Origin of the sequence: Streptomyces microflavus, assembly GCF_014650075.1 — a bacterium.
Taxonomy (GTDB): Bacteria; Actinomycetota; Actinomycetes; order Streptomycetales; family Streptomycetaceae; genus Streptomyces; species Streptomyces microflavus.
The window spans coordinates 486896-503041 of sequence record NZ_BMUG01000006.1; the positions used below are offsets into that span (position 1 = coordinate 486896).

A 16146-nucleotide genomic window follows, 5' to 3' on the forward strand; every position below is an offset into this window, starting at 1 on the left:
GACGTGGACGTGGTGGTACGGGGTCAGACCCGTGCGGCGGACCGCTTGGCCGGCGGCGGGCTGAAGCGCTTGAACGTCCAGGTCGTCCACATCACGACGAGGACGAGCAGGAAGCTCGCGGCGGTCGCCCAGGCCATGGCGAGGGACCAGTCGGCCGTGGTCGGGCGGTCACCGGCCACCGTGAAGAACAGCGCGCCGATCGCCGCGACACCGGCGGCGCTGGCGAACTGCTGGGTGGTGGTGAGGATCCCGGAGGCGGTCCCGGCGTCCTGCGGCGGTACGTTGATGAGTGCCGCGCCGAACAGTGCGGGCAGCACGACACCGTTGCCCGCGCCGACCAGGCAGAGGCAGAACACCACCCACGGCAGGCCGACAGCGGAGTCCGAGACCGCCAACGGCACCGCCAGCAGGGCCAGTCCGAGCGCGGTCACCCCGCCGGAGACCACCAGGGCGTTCATGCCCCAGCGTGCCGTGAGCCGCCCGCCGATCATCGAGGTGGCGGTGAACAGCACACCCATCGGCGAGAACATCAGGCCGGCCTCGAACGGGTCCAGCTTCAGCCCGGACTGCAGGAGCAGCGTCAGGGTGAACATGAAGCTGCCGAAGTAGAGCATGAACGCCGCGCCCGCGATCACCCCGCCGCGGAAGGAGTCGCTGCGGAACAGCGACAGGACGAGCACCGGATTGCCACCGCGGGCCGCAAGCGCCCGCTCCCAGTACAGCGTCGCCACCATCACGGGTACGGCCAGGGCCATGCTGACCCAGGTCCAGGCCGGCCAGCCGGAGACATGGCCCATGGTCAGCGGCACCAGCAGCAGGGCGAGCGCGAACGAGACGCCGACCGCGCCGACCGGGTCGAGGCCGGCCCGGATCCGGCTGACGTGCGCGGGGAGCACCCGCAGCGCGGCGAACGCGATGACCAGGCAGAACGGCACATTGATCAGGAAGATGGTGCGCCAGCCGAGCCCGGCGAAGTCCGCCGAGATCAGCGCACCGCCGAGCACCTGTCCTGCGATGGACCCCAGACCGGCGGCGGCGCCGTACCAGGCCATCGCCTTCCCCTTCTTCTCATTGGGGAAGTACGCGGTGATGACGGCCAGGACCGGCGGCACCATGACCGCCCCGGCAAGACCCTGGGCCAGGCGGGCGGCGATCAACTGCCCGGGGTTGACGGCCAGTCCGCACAGCAGCGAGGTGAACCCGAAGGCGAGCGTGCCGATGATGAACAGCAGGCGGTGGCCGTAGCGGTCACCCAGTCGGCCCGCGGTGATCATCCCGCCCGCGTACGCGAACGCGTAACCCCCGACGATGAGTTCGAGCGCCGCCGGGTCGGCGTTGATGCTGCTCTCCAGGGAGGGAGCGGCCACGTTCACCACGAAGAAGTCGAACTGGGCGAAGAACATCGCCGACAGCAGGACGAGCAACACCGGCCCGGTGCGCAGCAGGAGGGGAGGAGCCGCCGTCTCGGGCTCGTGCGGGTCGTGAAGCGTGGTCATGGCACTCCTCGGGGCCAGTGCGGCCCGGCGGCTGGGACGGACGGGGACGGGTCTTGTACGGGGGCGGAGCGGGGTCTCGTACGGGAGCGGCGCGAGGCCGCGCGGGGTGGGCGCGGGGCGGTACGAGGGTGCGGGCAGGAGGGGCGCGGGCGGTCGTGCCGGCGGGTCAGCCGCGCTTCCGCCTCCCGTGGATCGCACACGTGATCCGTGCGGTGCAGACCCGGCGGCCCGCCTCGTCGGTGATGACGACCTCGTAACTGGCCGTGGTCCCACCCAGGTGCAGGGCCGTCGCCACGCCGGTCACGGTGCCCGAGCGCACCGGCAGGTGGTGGGTGGCGTTGATGTCCACCCCCACGGCGATCCGGCCCTCCCCGGCGTGCAGCGCCGCGCCCAGCGAGCCGAGCGACTCGGCGAGGACGGCGGAGGCGCCGCCGTGCAGCATGTGCTGCAACTGGGTGTTGCCGCTGACCGGCATGGTCGCCACCACCCGCCGGGGGGCGGCCTCCAGGAAGGTCATGCCCATCCGGCCGGCCAGGGTGCCGGCGCCGGCCTCGTTCACCCAGGCCGCGGCGGCCTCCGGGCCCGCCTCGGGGGTGGGCGGCGCGGCGAAGGTGGTCATGCCGGGACCGCCGTCGGGTCGTGATCCGCTGACACCGTTACGGCCACTGCCTTCGGGTCGGCCGGCCGGTACGTCTCCAAGGCGGCGTACTTATCGCGCAGTTGGCGCTTCAGGACCTTGCCGGTCGGGCCGAGCGGGATCGCTTCGGGAGTGGGCGCGATCTCCAGCAGGGCCAGTCGCGGCTGGCCGGCCCGGTCCAGGGCCGCGTTGGCTCGCCGTAACAGGTCCTCGGCCGTCGCCTCCTGACGTAGCGTCACAATGGCTGCCGCCACGGTCCGGCCGCGATCCTTGGCGGCGACCACCGAGCAGTCCGCCAGCTCCTCGACGGCGAGCAGCAGCTCCTCCTCCATCAGCGCCGAGTAGCCGTCGCCCGCCTCGGTCCTGATCCGGTCGACCGCCCGGTCCACGTGGAAGAACTCACCGTCGGCCGAGCGGCGCACGAGGTCGCCGGAGAGCCAGTAGCCGGCGAGCATCGTGCGGTACGTGGTGTCGGAGTCGTTCCAGTAGCCGTGCGCGAGCGCCTCGCTGCGGACCCCGAGCAGGCCCACCTCGTCCGCCGCGGCCTCGGTGCCGTCCTCCCGCAGGACCGCGACCTCGGCGATCGGCACCCGGGTGCCGAGATGCCGGGCCAGGGCGGGGGAGTCGGGGGTGAGCACGCGGCGCAGCGCCGCCCAGCCCAGCTCGGAGGAGCCCAGGCCGTCGTCGACGACCGAGCCCGGCGTACGGGTGCCGTCGGGCTCGGCGGTGTGCCCCAGCCGCATCAGCCGGCGCATGTGCGCGTCGTGGCCGCAGTCGCCGAGGTTCACCCACACCGCGACGGAGTCGAAGTCCGCCGGATCGGGGTCGTGCGTCGCCAGGTGCGACAGCGCCTCGTTGAAGGCCAGCACGACGTTCGGCCGGTGGGTGGCGCAGCCGCGTGCGATGCCGGGGCCGGTCGGGTCGGACCAGCCGACCGTGGGCGCCCCGGCCAGCAGCGAGTAGAAGGTGAAGGCGATGGCGCTGGAGTGCGACTGCGGAGCTCCGGCGAGTACGAGGGAGCCTTCCCGCTCCGGGTGGTTGATCAGCCGGTAGCGGGCGCCCGCGACGCTCTGCCGGTGCGCCCAGACGACCGGCTTGGGGTCGCCGGTGGTGCCGGAGGAGTGGCAGATGACGACCGGGTCGTCGTCCCCGTGCCGGTACAGCTGGGAGGGGATCGGGGCGCGGGCGCCGAGGGCGCCCACCTCCTCGTCCAGGGCGGTCCACCGCAGCTCGGGAAGCCCGCGCTCACGCCCGGCGAGCCGGGCGAGCCGCTCCCCGTCCGTGAACAGGCCCACCGAGCCGGTGCGGCCGACCAGGCCGAGGGCGAGTTCGGGCCGCATCCGGCCGTTGATCAGTACGCCGATCGCACCGATGCGGGCCAGCGCGGTCAGATGCACCTGGTACGCGAAGGTGTCGGCCAGGTAGACCGACACCCGGTCGCGCGGCCCCACCCCCCGGTCCAGGTACCAGGCCGACCAGGCATCCGCCAGGGCGTCCAGGTCGCGGAGGCTGAACTCCGTCCGAGGGGTGCCGTCCAGGCCGGCCAGCGGCAGGTCGGCGAGCAGCACCGGCCGGTCGGCGGCGGGGTTCGTCTCCGCGGCGATCCGCCAGGCGTTGCCACCGCCGAGACCGGGGAGCTCCGCGAGCCGGAGACGTGCTTCGGGGGACAGCAGCGTTGTGGAGGTGAGCGGCATCGATTCCCCTGGCCTCGGTCGGACGAACTCTCTGGACGGACGGGCTCTCCGGACGGACGGCGAAATCCGCCGTGCGACGCGCGTCGGCCGACGCGCCGGACCTGCGGAGCGCCGGTCCGTCATGGCAGCGCGTGCAGAAGTTACAAGGCCTCTCTCCGCCATTGCCATCGCCCGTCGAAAGTGCGTCAGGTCGAGATCCACGTAAGGGCGTTGTGCCGGAAATGCCTTGTAATGCCTTGTTCCACAGCCCCGTTGTGGTCGACCGATCGGCCGAAAGGTATCTGTGCGCGGCTGAAACGGACTTGACGAACTCAGTGCGGGGGCGCTGACGGGCCGAGGCCCGCCCGGCTACGTTCCTGCCGAATTCCTCCGGAGCCGACCGGAAGCCGTGGCTGCCGGCCGTCGTGCAGCCCGACAAGGAGCGCGTCGCGTGTCGCCTGAACGGATATCCGATGCCGTGGAGCGGCTGCGCCACATCGTGGCATCCGTCCTCGAACTGGACCTCGCGGAGGTGCCGGCCGAGGCCTCCTTCCACCGCGACCTGAAGATGGACTCGCTGGAGAAGGTCGAGTTCGCGGCCCGGGTCGAGTGGGCCTTCGGAGTCGCACTGAGCGACGAGGAGGCGAGCGGCATCGACAGCGCCCTCGCCGCCGCCGTCCTGCTGGACGCCCGGCTCTCGCTCCCGGCGGGGGCGGGCATCGCGGGTTCGGCCCCGGAGGCTGCCCGGTCCGCCGGGGGACCGCCTGCGGCGCTCCGGTCCGCGCCTGCCGCGCTCCGGTCCGTCCCGTCCTCGACCGTCCCGGCCCAGCACTCCACCCCGCCCTCGGCTGCCCGTCTCCGGGCGACACCAGCCTCGCCTGCCCCGTTCCCGTTCCCGTCTCCGCCCGCACCCTCCTCGGCCCGGCGCCCCGCTCCGTCCCCGCCCGCCGCCATCGACCTGGTCGACCGGCTGACCGGCCGCCACCTCGCCGCCGGCCGCGGAGACCGTACGGCCTACTTCGACCCCGACCTCGGCGCCGTCTCCTACCGGGCCCTGCACGAGGCCGCCCGAGGCTACGCCGGTGCGCTGCTCGCCCAGGGCATCGCCCCCGGCGCCCGCGCCCTCGTCGTCGCCGAGGACTCCGCGGCCACCGTCGCCGCGGTCCTCGGCCTCTGGTGGCACGGCTGCGTACCCGTCCCGGTCAGCCCGATGCTCGACGAGGCCGCCCTCCACCTCGCCGCCGCCGACTGCGCGGCCCAGGTCATCCACCTCGACACCGCGCCGGCCGACCCGCCCGCCGGGACGGTGCTGCTCACGGGCGACGCCGTACGCACCGGCATCCGCACCGGCCACCCCAACGCGGCGAACCGCCCCGACCTCGCCCGGCCCTCCACCGGACACCTCCCCGGCCGGACCGCCCTGATCCAGTACACCTCCGGCAGCACCGGCCGGCCCAAGGGCGTCCGGCACGCCACCTCCGCGATCACCGCCATGCTGGACGGCTTCGGCTCCCTGCTCGCCCTGCGCGCCGACGACACCGTGCTCTCCACCGCCCGGATGTCCTTCGGCTACGGATTCGGCAGCTCCGTCCTGTGCGCCCTCGACGCCGGGGCCACCACCGCACTGATCCGCGGGGCCGTCGACCCGCACACCGTCCGGGCCGCGCTGCGCCGCCACCGCCCCACCGTGCTCTGCTCCGTCCCCCGCCTCTACGCGGCGCTCCTCGACCCGCTCCACCCCGGGGACGACGCGGTCGCCGCGCTGCGCCTGTGCCTGACCGCCGGTGAGAACTGCCCGGCCGACCTCAACCACCGTATCCAGGAAGTCTTCGGCGCCCCGGTGATGAACTGCCTCGGCGCCACCGAGGTCATGCACGTCGTCGTCGCGACCCCACCGGACCGCCCGATGCCCGGCCGGGCCGGTCTGGCCGTCCCCGGCGCCACCGCCACCGTCCGGGACGAGCACGGCCGGCCGGTGCCCGACGGCACCGAAGGGCGCCTGCACATCGCCGGACCCACCGTGGCGCTCGGCTACCTCGACCGGCCTGACGACGACCGGACCACCTTCGCCGACGGCGGTGCCTACACCGGCGATCTGGTCCGCCGTGAGGCCGACGGCACCCTGACCCACCTCTGCCGGGCCGACGACATCCTCAACCTCGGCGGCTACAAGGTGCCGCCCGCCGAGATCGAGGCGGTGCTCCGTACCGTCGCCGGCATCCGCGACTGCGCCGTCGTCGGCGGCCCCGACGCCGACGGCCTGGAATGTGCCGTCGCCTTCGTCGTCCCGGAGACCGGAGCCGACGAGGAAACGATTCGCCGCGCCCTCCGGGCAGCGGTCCGCGCCGACCTCGCCCTCTACAAACGCCCGGCCCGGGTCGAGTTCGTCAGCGCACTGCCGGCCACGGCCACCGGCAAGGTGGCCGCCTACAGATTGCGTGAGCAGGCATCATGACGTGGGACATCACAGGGATGGGAGCGGTCGCCTGCAACGGCACCACCCCGTCGGAGATCTTCGACGCGCTCTGCGCGGGCCGCGACGGCCGAGGACCGCTCCAGGTCTTCGACCACGACAAGTACCGTGCCCGGAACGCCTACGAGATCACCGACCGGGCCCGCCCCGGCGTCGACGAACCCGGCCGCGCCACCCGCTGGCTCATCACCGCGATCGACCAGGCCCTCGCCGACGCGGGCCACCCGCGCGATCTCGCCGAGGTGCCGGTCCTGGTCGGCACCACCCTCCAGGAGCAGCGCAGCGCCGAACTCTGGTGGCGCCACGGCACCGCCCTCGACCCCGCCGACCTGCACTTCGGCACCGCGCTGCGGGAGGAGTACGGAGCCGCCCGCACCTACACCTTCGCCAACGCCTGCGCGGCCAGTCTCTACGCGCTCGCCATGGCCACCGACCTGATCGAACTCGGCGAGGCCGACACCGTCGTGGTGGCGGGCACCGACGCCATCGGCGAGAGCGCCTTCGGCACCCTGGACCGGGTCCAGAACGACGTGCCCGACGCGCTGCGCCCCTTCGACCGCTCCCACCGCGGCATGCTGATGGGCGAGGGCGCCGTCGCCGTGGTACTCACCCGCGCCGCCGCCCCCGGCCGCCCGGTCCACGCCCGGCTGCGCTCCGTCGGCGTCAACTGCGACGCCCAGCACTCCACCGCCCCCGACCCGGAGGGCATCACCCGCGTCCTGCGCGACGCCTACCGGCTGGCCGGGGCCGCACCCGAGGAGATCGACCTCGTCATGCTGCACGGCAGCGGCACCCCGAAGAACGACTCCACCGAGGCCGCCGTGCTCTCCCGGATCTTCCCTCCCGGGAGCGGGCCGCTGATGACCGCCGTCAAGTCGATGACCGGCCACACCCTCGGAGGCTCCGGCCTGCTCAGCCTGACGATGGCCGTGCTCGCCCTCCAGCGGGGCCAGGTGCCGCCCGTGCTCGGCCTCACCGACCCGATCGAGGAGGCGGAAGGCCTGCGACTCGTACGTGAACACGCCGCCACCGCACCACAATTGACGCTGGCCCAGGTCGACGCGTTCGGCTTCGGCGGGATCAACGCCGCCGCGATCCTGGAGGCAGCGCGATGAGCACGGCGCACCCCGCCACCACATCGCCGCCCCGCGTGGCCGTCGTCACGGGCACAGGCCTCGCCGTCCCCGGCCTGACCCTGCCCGACGAACTCCTCGGCACCGTCCGCGACGGCGGCTTCGACCCCGTCACCGGACTCGTCGGCCGCGACCTGCGGCACAAGGACCGCGCCTCCCGGCTCGCGCTGCGCGCCGCCGCCCCCGCCCTGCGGGACGCCGGTCTGCTCGACGGCGACGGCTACACCGGCCCCGGGGACACCACCGCCGTGGTGGTCAGCACCAACGTCGGCATCCTGGAGAACGTCTGCTCCTTCGCCGACACCATCGCCCGCGACACCGTCCTCGGCCTCAGCCCGCTCGGACTGCCGCAGACCTCCAGCAACGTCATCGCCGGCTCGGTCGCCATGGCCCACGGCCTGCGCGGCCCCAACGTCACCCTGTGCAACGGCCCCACCAGCGGCCTCGACGCCCTCTACTGGGCCCGCGCCCTGATCGTCACCGGACGCGCCGAAACCGCCGTCGTGATCGGCGTGGAGCCGGCCGGCGACATCGTCACCAAGCTGCTCGGCACCCCCGCCCTGGACGGGGCCGTCGCCCTGGTCCTGGAGTCGGCCGCCGGCGCCGCCGAGCGCGGTGCCACGGTCCGCGCCACCGTGGCCGGCTGCGCCCGCGCGGCGGACCTCGCCGGTGCCGTCGCCCGCGCCGGAGGCCTGACGCCCGACCTGTGGCTGACCGAGGCGGCGGACGACCCGGCCGGGCCGCGCGCGAACGCCGTCCTGGACCCCGCCGCCGCCCTCGGTGCCGCCTCCGGTGCACTCGGCCTGCTCCAGGCCGCCGCCGCCGTCGCCCACCTCGACGAACACGGCCGCCACACCGTCCTGGCCACCTGCGGCGGGCCCGAGGACGACGGCGTGGCCGCGGTGTTCCTCACGGGCCCGCACCACACCCCGTGAAAACCCGACCCTTCGAACAAGAGGAGTACCCCATGGCCGCCCACACCGACCGGGCCTTCGACGCCGAGGAGCTGCGCGCAGTCGTCGCCCAGGCGCTGGAACTGCCCGTCGAGGAGGTCACCGACGACGCCCGCTTCAAGGAGGACCTGGAGGTGGACTCACTGATCTCGCTGGAGATCGCCGTCCGGGTCGAGGAGCGGTACGGCGTGAAGATCGACGAGTCGCGGCTGGCCGAGATCGGCAGCTTCCGGCTGGTACGGGAGCTGATCGAGGCCGAGCTGAACGGCGCGTCCGCCACATGAGCGGCACGGAAGCCGCCAGCGGCACCGAAGCCGCCGGTCAGGCCCCCACGCCTCGCCCGGTGGCCCTGGTCACCGGCGGCTCCCGAGGCATCGGTCGTGCCGTCGTCGCCCGTCTTGCCGAGGACGGGTACGACATCGCGTTCTGCTACCGCTCAGACGTGGAGGCCGCCGAGGAGGCGGCCCTGACCGCCGAGAAGGCGGGGGCCCGGGTCCTCCACCGGCGGGTGGACGTCGCCGACGCCACGCAGGTGAAGGAGTTCGTCACCGCGGCCGAGGCCGAACTCGGCCCGCTGTCGGCCGTCGTCACCTCGGCCGGCATCACCCGGGACCGGCCGCTCGCCCTGATGGCCGAGGAGGAGTGGCGCTCGGTCATCGACACCAACCTCGACGGCACCTACAACGTCTGCCGGGCCGCCGTGTACCCGCTGATGCGCCGCCGCCGTGGAGCCGTCGTCACGCTCTCCTCCATCGCCGGCGTGCACGGCAGCGCGGGCCAGACCAACTACGCGGCCTCCAAGGCCGGGATCATCGGCTTCACCCGCTCCCTGGCCCGGGAGTGCGGCCGTTACGGCATCCGCGCCAACGTCGTCGCGCCCGGCCTGATCACCACCGACATGACGGCCGACCTGCCCGCCGAGGTCGCCGAACGCCACCTCAAGAGCATCCCGCTCGGCCGGGCCGGCACCCCGCAGGAGGTCGCCGACCTGGTCTCCTTCCTGGTCTCGGACCGCGCCGCCTACATCACCGGCCAGGTCGTCGAGATCAACGGCGGCCTGCCGAGCTGATGAGCGAGAGGCCCCGGCGCCGGGTCCGGGCGCGCTCAGCTGCCCGCCCGGTGGGAGGCCGAGGGTGTCGTCGGTGCGGGGGTCTGCGCCGCGCGGGTCACATCGCCGACCACCTCCACCACATCGGGGCCGTACGCCTGGGAGTTGACCACCTTCAGCAGCAGCGCGAACGACTTGTTGCCGTGCTTGCGGAGCAGCTTCTCGTAGTGGCGCGACACATAACGGGTCGCCGCCTGATTGGTGATGGCCCGCTGCCCGCAGAACAGGAAGACCGGGCGAGCGTCCTGACCGCCTGTCAGCCGCGCGAGCAGGACGTACTCCGAGGTCCCCGGCTCCAGCCGGTAGCGCTCCGAGCCGATCTGGAAGGCGACCCGGTCCGGGCCGGGGTCCGGCTCGGTGTTGATCCGTACGCCGGGGAGCAGGGTCCGCAGATGGGCCGCCATCCGCTGGTTGGACGTCGGACCGCCGACGCAGAACTCCGTACGCTCCCCGAAGCCCTGCTGCGCCACGTCGTGCGTCACGATCTGGGCGTGCGCCGCGCAGTCCTTGATCAGCGCGGAGAGTTCCAGCAGGGCGAAGACGTCGTAGCGGTGCACGGACCCCTCGGCGCCCGCGTACCGGTTGACGACCAGCAGGCACTCGGAATGGGCCGGCAGCCCGAAGAACGCCTGCTTGCGGTGGAGCCTGCGCCGCAGGAGGTAGGTACGGGCCAGCCAGCCCAGCGATCCGCTGACCCCGGCGGCTATCACGCCCAGCACGATGTTGCGCACGTCGTCCGTCATGGCCGGGCATGTTATCGGTCATTCGGGTAACCGTTCGAGGCGGTCCTGACGATCCGGGTGCTCCGGGGCTAACCTGCGCGGAGATCCGTTGACTGGAGGTTCGTATGCACCGTTCCGTCGGCCGGAACATGTCGATAGTGGCCGCGCTCGCCGTGGTCGCCTCGCTCGGGGCCGCCGTCCCGGCGGGTTCCGCGGAGTCCGCGCAGCGGCACCCGGCCCCACCCAAGTCCCCGGTGGCGGTGGGTTACGGGGGAGCGGTGGCCAGTGTCGACCGGGACGCGTCGGCGGCCGGGATCGAGGTGCTGCGCAAGGGCGGCAACGCGGTGGACGCGGCCGTGGCGACCGCCGCGGCGCTCGGTGTGACCGAGCCGTACTCGGCGGGCATCGGCGGTGGAGGCTACTTCGTCCACTACGACGCCAAGAAGCGCACGGTACAGACGATCGACGGCCGCGAGACCGCACCGCGCAGCGCGGACGCCGCCCTCTTCCTGGAGAACGGCAAGCCCATCCCGTTCGAGGAAGGGGTCACCAGCGGTCTCGGCGTCGGCACCCCCGGCACCCCGGCCACCTGGGAGCGGGCACTCGACACCTGGGGCTCCAAGTCCCTTCGTACGCTGTTGAATCCGGCCGAACGCCTGGCGCGGGACGGCTTCGTGGTGGACGGCACCTTCCGCTCCCAGACCGCTTCCAACCAGGCCCGGTTCGCCGACTTCCCGGCCTCCGCGAAGCTGTTCCTGCCCGGCGGTGAACTGCCCGTCGTCGGCTCGGTGTTCAAGAACCCCGACCTTGCCCGTACGTACGAGAAGCTCGGCCGCAAGGGTGTCGGGGAGCTGTACCGGGGCGAGTTGGCGGACGACATCGTCCGTACGGTCCGCAAGCCGCCCGTCGATCCGAGCTCCACCCGGACCGTCCGCCCCGGCGACCTGACCCGCAAGGACCTCGCCTCCTACCGCACGCTCCAGCAGAACCCGACGAAGGCCGGCTACCGGGGCCTGGACGTGTACGGCATGGCGCCCTCCTCGTCCGGCGGTACGACGGTGGCCCAGGCCCTCAACATGCTGGAGCCCACCGACCTTTCGCGGGCGAGCGAGGCCCGCTACCTCCACCGGCTCATCGAGGCGAGCCGGATCGCCTTCGCCGACCGGGGGCGCTGGGTGGGTGACCCCGCCTTCGAGGACGTCCCCACGAAGGAACTGCTGAGTCAGCGGTTCGCCGACGCGCGCTCCTGCCTGATCAAGGATGACGCGGTGCTGACCAGCCCGGTGGCACCGGGCGACCCGCGGAACCCGGCGCGGTGCGGGGGCGGCGGCACGGCCGCGCCGACGACGTTCGAGGGGGAGAACACCACGCACCTCACGACGGCCGACAAGTGGGGCAACGTCGTCTCCTACACCCTGACGATCGAGTCCACCGGCGGCAGCGGCATCACGGTTCCCGGCCGCGGCTTCCTCCTCAACAACGAGCTGACCGACTTCTCCTTCGCCCCGGCCAACCCGGCGGTGCACGACCCGAATCTGCCGGGTCCGGGCAAGCGGCCCCGCTCGTCGATGTCCCCGACCATCGTGCTCAAGGACGGCAAGCCGGTCCTCGCCCTCGGCTCGCCGGGCGGCGCCACGATCATCACCACCGTGCTCCAGTCCCTCACCGGCCACCTCGACCGCGGCCTGCCGCTCGTCGAGGCGATCGCCGCACCGCGCGCCAGCCAGCGCAACGCGGCCACCACCGAGATCGAGCCGGACCTGTGGAACAGCCCGGTCCGCGGCGAGCTCGAAGCCCTCGGCCACGCCTTCCGGCAGAACCCGGAGATCGGCGCCGCCACCGGCGTACAGCGGCTGCCCGACGGCCGCTGGCTCGCGGCGGCGGAAAAGGTGCGGCGGGGCGGTGGCTCGGCCATGGTGGTGCAGCCGGGCGGCAGGCGCTGACCCGGCCTCAGGAACCAGGGGCGGCGGGACCGGCCGTACGCGCACACGCCGCGCGCGACCGGGTCCGCCGCCGGGGGAGGGGAGTGCCGGCGATCCCGCGCCGGCCCAGGGAGGGGCCCGGACGGGTTCCTCCGGTCGACTGGAAGGGCCGTCCCCCACGATGCGCACCCGAACGTTCGCTCTGACCGCCGCCACCTCCGCCGCCTGCGGCGCCGCTCTCCTCGGGCCGGCGGCGCTGCCGGCCACCGCCGACGTTGTCGTACCGGAGACACCGCCGGACACCCGGGTGGGTCCGGCACCCGGCGGCCTGGCGGACGCCCCGGTCACCGCCGAGGAGCTGCTCGCCGAGGTCCGCTCCTGCCGGCAGGTCTCCCGGGGGAAGTACCGCACGGACGCGAACCGCTCGAAGGCCACCGTCCCCGTCTGCTCCACCACGGACGCCGTGTTCTGGAAGGCGGACATGGACATCGACTGCGACGGCCGGAAGACCAAGGCCTGCAACACGGGGACCGACCCCTACTTCCAGCCGCAGACCGCCTTCCAGACCTCCCGGGGCAAGCCCCTGGACTCCGCCGCGCTGCCGTACGTGGTGGTGCCGGCGCCGGGGCGGATCTGGGACTACCGGAAGTCCGGGCTGACCGGCGGCAGCGTCGTCGCCGTGATCCACAAGTACCAGGTGCGGTACGCCGTCATCGGCGACACCGGGCCCGCCGGGATCATCGGCGAGGGGTCGTACGCGCTGGCGGAGGAGCTGTCCATCGACCCCCACCCGACGACCGGCGGGGCCGCGTCCGGCGTCACGTACATCGCGTTCAAGGACTCCCGCATCTCACCGCTGGAGAGCCGGGCCGGGGCGGAGCGCCGGGGCGAGGCACTGGCGAAGGCGTTCGTCGGACGCTGAGGGCTTCAAGGCAGCTGCCAGCTGTCAGAGGGCGGTGAGGACGCGCGGGCCGTCGTCGGTGATGGCCACCGTGTGCTCGGCGTGCGCGGCCCGGCTGCCGTCGGTGGTCCGCAGCGTCCAGCCGTCCTCGTCGTGGCGGAACTCGTCGAGGCCGCCGCCGAGCAGCATGGGCTCGATCGCGAGGACCATCCCGTGGCGCAGCGGCATGCCGCGTCCCGGGCGTCCCTCGTTCGGCACGGACGGGTCCTCGTGCATCGAACGGCCGATGCCGTGGCCGCCGTACCCGTCGAGGATGCCGTAGCCCGCCTTGCGGCAGACCGTGCCGATGGCATGGGCGATGTCCCCGATGCGGTTGCCGACGACCGCCGCGCCGATGCCCGCCTCCAGGGCGGCGGTGGCCGCGCCGATCAGCTCGGTGTCGGTGGGGCGGGCCGTGCCGACGGTGAAGCTGACCGCCGCGTCGCCCGCCCAGCCGCCGAGGAGGGCGCCCGCGTCCACGCTGACCAGGTCGCCGTCGCGCAGCGGTTCGGCGGAGGGGATGCCGTGGACGACCGCGTCGTTGACGGAGACGCAGATGACGGCCGGGAACGGGGTGGGCGCGAAGTGCGGCTTGTAGTTCAGGAACGGTGAGGAGGCCCCGGCCTCGCGCAGCACCTCGCGCGCCGCTTCGTCCAGCTCGCGGGGGGTCACGCCGACCGCCGCTACCTCCTGGGCGCGGGCCAGGATCCGCGCGACGACGCGTCCGGACTCACGCATGGCTTCGATGGATGTGTCTGTCTTGATGTGCACCATGCCCATTACTATACCGGTCGAAGCGGTATAGTAATGACGGTATAAGAATGGTGGGCCGTAGTAGAGTGGCCCCATGGTCCGCACCCCTCTCACCCCCGAAGAGCGCCTCCGCGGCGAACGGCTCGGCCGGCTGCTCCGCGAGGCGCGCGGCGAGCGCAGCATGGTCGCCGTCGCGGCGAGCGCCGGAATCTCCGCCGAGACCCTCCGCAAGATCGAGACCGGCCGCGCCCCCACCCCCGCCTTCTTCACGGTCGCCGCGCTCGCCGGGGCGCTCGGCCTCTCCATGGACGAGCTGCTCGGCCGCTGCGCCCCCGAACCCGCCGCCGTACCCCTGATCGCGTAAGAGCCCTTACGGTGCGTAGGGTCACGCCTGTGACTCTCCAGGACTTCGCCCGCAGCGAATACGTCAGCCTGACCACCTACCGGAAGAACGGCACCCCCGTCGCCACGCCCGTCTGGGCCGCGGCCGAGGGCGATGCGCTGTACGTGTGGACCCGCTCCGACTCATGGAAGGTCAAGCGGCTCCGCAACGACACCCGGGTCGCCGTCACCGTCTGCGACGTACGCGGCCGGATCACCGAGGGCGCCCCCACCGCCGAGGGCACCGCACGGCTCCTCGACGCGGACGAGACCCGCCGGGTGCGCAAGCTCCTGGCCCGCAAGTACACCTGGAAGTTCTGGCTCGTCGACTGGCCCGCCACCATCGCCCGCTTCGGCAAGCGCCCGCACACCGGGATCGCCGTCACCTTCTGAGTCCGGCCGCCGTCCCGCGTACGGGGGCGCACGGCGCCGGGGCCGTGCGCCCGACGCAGCGCGGACGAAAGCTCCGCGTAGCCGTCCCGTAACACACCTGCGGTCGAATGCCTCCGGACTGGAAGGCTCCAGTCGACAGTCGGCGAGGGCGACGATGACGGTGCATCAGCATGCGGTGGAAGTAGGCACGTTCGCGCAGTACCTACGGGATCTGACAGCACGACTCGACCCCGGACAAGGGTGGTTCGGGGTCTTCACCCGGCGCGACCCGGTGGGCATGCGGTCCTGCCTCGACGGGGTGGAGATACCGCCCTGGGACGTCGTGGAGTCGCTCCTCGCCGACCTGGCCGCCCTCCACGGCGCGCACTTCGCCGCGCAGGTCTCGGTCCGGGCCGCCGCGCTGTACTCCGCCTCCGCCTCCGCCCACGACCGGCGGCCCGGCGGACGCCAGGAGCTGGTCCACCGGCTGGAGTTGATGATCCGCGAGCAGGGCCGGGCGGCGGAGCGGCTGCGCACGACCGGGGCGGCGGGCGGGGACCCGGCCGACCCGGAGGCGCTGGCCTGGGCCCACGACGACCATCAGCGCGCCTCGGCCCGGTGTACGGAGCTGCGCAAGCGGCTCGCTGCGGTGACCGTTCCGCACCCGCGCGCCGGGGCGGACCCGGAGCGTGCGCCGGAGCCCGTACCGGAGCGTGTGCCGGGGTTCGTCGCGGAGTCCGTTCCGGCTCCGGAGGCCCCCGAGCCCTTTGGGCGTTCCCGGTCCCGCAAGGCCGCTCCCGCTCCCGCCCCCGAGCCCGCGCCCCGGCGCAAGAAGCCGCGCGGTGCCCGGTTCGCCGGTCTGGAGGTGGACGACGAGGAGGAGACCGCGTACGCCCCCTCGCCCGTTCCCGCCCTGCCCGCGCCAACGTCGGAGGGCGGCTCCGCCCCGCGCGGCGCCCGCTTCGGCGGCGGGCCGGCGGAGGCGGAGGAGGAGGCCCCCGCCCCGGTCGCGCTGCCGGACCCGGGGGCGGCAGAGGCCGTGGCCGCCGCCGTCGGGCAGCTGGTCCGGCTGCGCGCGGAGGGGCGCAGCGGCGAGGCCCATGTCGTGCTCTGCGAGGTGGCGGCCTGGCCCGCGCCCCGGCTGCCGGTGCTGGCGGTCGCCCTGTACCGGGCCGGCCTGGCCGCCGACTGGACGACCCTGCTCTGGGAGGCGTCCTCGCTGCCGCCCGCCGGGTTCGCCGCGGCGGCGGGAGCGCTGGCCGCGGCGGGCCGGGACGAGGACTGCGGGCTGCTGCTCCGCCAGGGGGTGGCCAGGCCCGCCGCCGAGGTCGCCGAGGCGGTCCTCGCCCTGGACGGCGCGGGCCGCGAGGGCGAGGCGCGGGCGCTGCTCGGCGCCTTCGTCCGCGTACGTACGCCGCAGGAGGCGGCCGAACTCGCGGGCGGCGGCGGGGGCCGTGTCCTGCCGCACCTGCTGGCGGCGGCCCGCGAGGTGTCGGTGGAGCGGGAGTGGGACCTGGTCCACGCGCTGCGGGTGGCGGGGGTGCCGGGGGTCTGAGGGCGGCCGGGCGTCCGTCGGCGAGGGC

15 protein-coding genes are annotated in these 16146 nt (G+C 73.8%); 10 read left to right on the forward strand and 5 right to left on the reverse strand.

The genetic code is table 11. From position 1 onward, the window contains the following. Window positions 1–23 precede the first annotated feature (23 nt). The 3 genes from IE264_RS20130 to IE264_RS20140 all read right to left on the reverse strand — a co-directional run bounded on the left by IE264_RS20130 (window position 24) and on the right by IE264_RS20140 (window position 3827). Complete coding sequence (locus tag IE264_RS20130) at window positions 24–1496, reverse strand: MFS transporter (RefSeq protein WP_015612407.1); 1473 nt, start codon at window positions 1494–1496, stop codon at window positions 24–26. A gap of 166 nt (window positions 1497–1662) precedes the next feature. After that, window positions 1663–2115, reverse strand: coding sequence for a hotdog fold thioesterase (locus IE264_RS20135; protein ID WP_032753867.1), 453 nt, complete (start codon window positions 2113–2115; stop codon window positions 1663–1665). After that, window positions 2112–3827: a class I adenylate-forming enzyme family protein gene (locus tag IE264_RS20140; RefSeq protein ID WP_032753868.1), complete on the reverse strand. Its 1716-nt coding sequence runs from the start codon at window positions 3825–3827 to the stop codon at window positions 2112–2114. Before IE264_RS20140 ends, IE264_RS20135 begins: the two co-directional genes overlap by 4 nt. A gap of 430 nt (window positions 3828–4257) precedes the next feature. Here IE264_RS20140 and IE264_RS20145 point away from each other — a divergent pair, with 430 nt between their 5' ends. From IE264_RS20145 to fabG, 5 genes are read left to right on the forward strand one after another with little or no spacing between them, the layout of a single operon-like run. Further along, window positions 4258–6261, forward strand: coding sequence for an AMP-binding protein (locus tag IE264_RS20145; RefSeq protein ID WP_229887648.1), 2004 nt, complete (start codon window positions 4258–4260; stop codon window positions 6259–6261). Beyond that, complete coding sequence (locus IE264_RS20150; protein ID WP_032753871.1) at window positions 6258–7394, forward strand: beta-ketoacyl synthase N-terminal-like domain-containing protein; 1137 nt, start codon at window positions 6258–6260, stop codon at window positions 7392–7394. Before IE264_RS20145 ends, IE264_RS20150 begins: the two co-directional genes overlap by 4 nt. Beyond that, window positions 7391–8347: a beta-ketoacyl synthase N-terminal-like domain-containing protein gene (locus IE264_RS20155; protein WP_051821685.1), complete on the forward strand. Its 957-nt coding sequence runs from the start codon at window positions 7391–7393 to the stop codon at window positions 8345–8347. The genes IE264_RS20150 and IE264_RS20155 overlap by 4 nt, the downstream gene beginning before the upstream one ends. A gap of 32 nt (window positions 8348–8379) precedes the next feature. Then, entirely contained in the window at window positions 8380–8649 is a 270-nt protein-coding gene (locus tag IE264_RS20160) for an acyl carrier protein (RefSeq protein ID WP_015612413.1), read from the forward strand. Further along, entirely contained in the window at window positions 8646–9434 is a 789-nt protein-coding gene (gene fabG, locus IE264_RS20165; RefSeq protein ID WP_015612414.1) for a 3-oxoacyl-[acyl-carrier-protein] reductase, read from the forward strand. The genes IE264_RS20160 and fabG overlap by 4 nt, the downstream gene beginning before the upstream one ends. 35 nt (window positions 9435–9469) lie before the next feature. Here the strand turns inward: fabG and IE264_RS20170 are convergent, their stop codons facing one another. Continuing rightward, the gene (locus IE264_RS20170) at window positions 9470–10216 is read right to left on the reverse strand and encodes a hypothetical protein (RefSeq protein WP_032753873.1); all 747 of its coding nucleotides are present in this window, start codon (window positions 10214–10216) and stop codon (window positions 9470–9472) included. A 104-nt stretch (window positions 10217–10320) separates the two neighbouring features. Here IE264_RS20170 and ggt point away from each other — a divergent pair, with 104 nt between their 5' ends. Both ggt and IE264_RS20180 read left to right on the forward strand, forming a co-directional pair. Beyond that, window positions 10321–12138: a gamma-glutamyltransferase gene (gene ggt / locus IE264_RS20175; RefSeq protein ID WP_032753875.1), complete on the forward strand. Its 1818-nt coding sequence runs from the start codon at window positions 10321–10323 to the stop codon at window positions 12136–12138. A gap of 160 nt (window positions 12139–12298) precedes the next feature. Next, complete coding sequence (locus IE264_RS20180) at window positions 12299–13039, forward strand: glycoside hydrolase family 75 protein (RefSeq protein WP_032753877.1); 741 nt, start codon at window positions 12299–12301, stop codon at window positions 13037–13039. Window positions 13040–13063: 24 nt separating this feature from the next. Here IE264_RS20180 and map read toward each other — a convergent pair whose 3' ends face one another. Further along, window positions 13064–13837: a type I methionyl aminopeptidase gene (map, locus tag IE264_RS20185; RefSeq protein ID WP_180288790.1), complete on the reverse strand. Its 774-nt coding sequence runs from the start codon at window positions 13835–13837 to the stop codon at window positions 13064–13066. A 67-nt stretch (window positions 13838–13904) separates the two neighbouring features. Here map and IE264_RS20190 point away from each other — a divergent pair, with 67 nt between their 5' ends. The 3 genes from IE264_RS20190 (at window position 13905) to IE264_RS20200 (ending at window position 16118) form a co-directional block, all read left to right on the forward strand. Next, window positions 13905–14174, forward strand: a complete 270-nt coding sequence (locus IE264_RS20190; RefSeq protein WP_015612419.1) for a helix-turn-helix domain-containing protein — start codon at window positions 13905–13907, stop codon at window positions 14172–14174. 29 nt (window positions 14175–14203) lie between these two features. Next, the gene (locus tag IE264_RS20195; RefSeq protein WP_032753879.1) at window positions 14204–14584 is read left to right on the forward strand and encodes a PPOX class F420-dependent oxidoreductase; all 381 of its coding nucleotides are present in this window, start codon (window positions 14204–14206) and stop codon (window positions 14582–14584) included. Window positions 14585–14738: 154 nt separating this feature from the next. Next, window positions 14739–16118, forward strand: a complete 1380-nt coding sequence (locus IE264_RS20200; protein WP_032753880.1) for a hypothetical protein — start codon at window positions 14739–14741, stop codon at window positions 16116–16118. Window positions 16119–16146 lie beyond the last annotated feature (28 nt).

Bases quoted from the DNA above. Each gene is read 5' to 3' on its own strand.
- ggt (WP_032753875.1), top strand. From the start codon at position 10,321: ATGCACCGTTCCGTCGGCCGGAACATGTCGATAGTGGCCGCGCTCGCC.
- IE264_RS20135 (WP_032753867.1), bottom strand. From the start codon at position 2,115: ATGACCACCTTCGCCGCGCCGCCCACCCCCGAGGCGGGCCCGGAGGCC.
- IE264_RS20180 (WP_032753877.1), top strand. From the start codon at position 12,299: ATGCGCACCCGAACGTTCGCTCTGACCGCCGCCACCTCCGCCGCCTGC.
- IE264_RS20130 (WP_015612407.1), bottom strand. From the start codon at position 1,496: ATGACCACGCTTCACGACCCGCACGAGCCCGAGACGGCGGCTCCTCCC.
- IE264_RS20140 (WP_032753868.1), bottom strand. From the start codon at position 3,827: ATGCCGCTCACCTCCACAACGCTGCTGTCCCCCGAAGCACGTCTCCGG.
- IE264_RS20150 (WP_032753871.1), top strand. From the start codon at position 6,258: ATGACGTGGGACATCACAGGGATGGGAGCGGTCGCCTGCAACGGCACC.
- IE264_RS20170 (WP_032753873.1), bottom strand. From the start codon at position 10,216: ATGACGGACGACGTGCGCAACATCGTGCTGGGCGTGATAGCCGCCGGG.
- IE264_RS20200 (WP_032753880.1), top strand. From the start codon at position 14,739: ATGACGGTGCATCAGCATGCGGTGGAAGTAGGCACGTTCGCGCAGTAC.
- fabG (WP_015612414.1), top strand. From the start codon at position 8,646: ATGAGCGGCACGGAAGCCGCCAGCGGCACCGAAGCCGCCGGTCAGGCC.
- IE264_RS20160 (WP_015612413.1), top strand. From the start codon at position 8,380: ATGGCCGCCCACACCGACCGGGCCTTCGACGCCGAGGAGCTGCGCGCA.
- IE264_RS20190 (WP_015612419.1), top strand. From the start codon at position 13,905: ATGGTCCGCACCCCTCTCACCCCCGAAGAGCGCCTCCGCGGCGAACGG.
- IE264_RS20155 (WP_051821685.1), top strand. From the start codon at position 7,391: ATGAGCACGGCGCACCCCGCCACCACATCGCCGCCCCGCGTGGCCGTC.
- map (WP_180288790.1), bottom strand. From the start codon at position 13,837: ATGGGCATGGTGCACATCAAGACAGACACATCCATCGAAGCCATGCGT.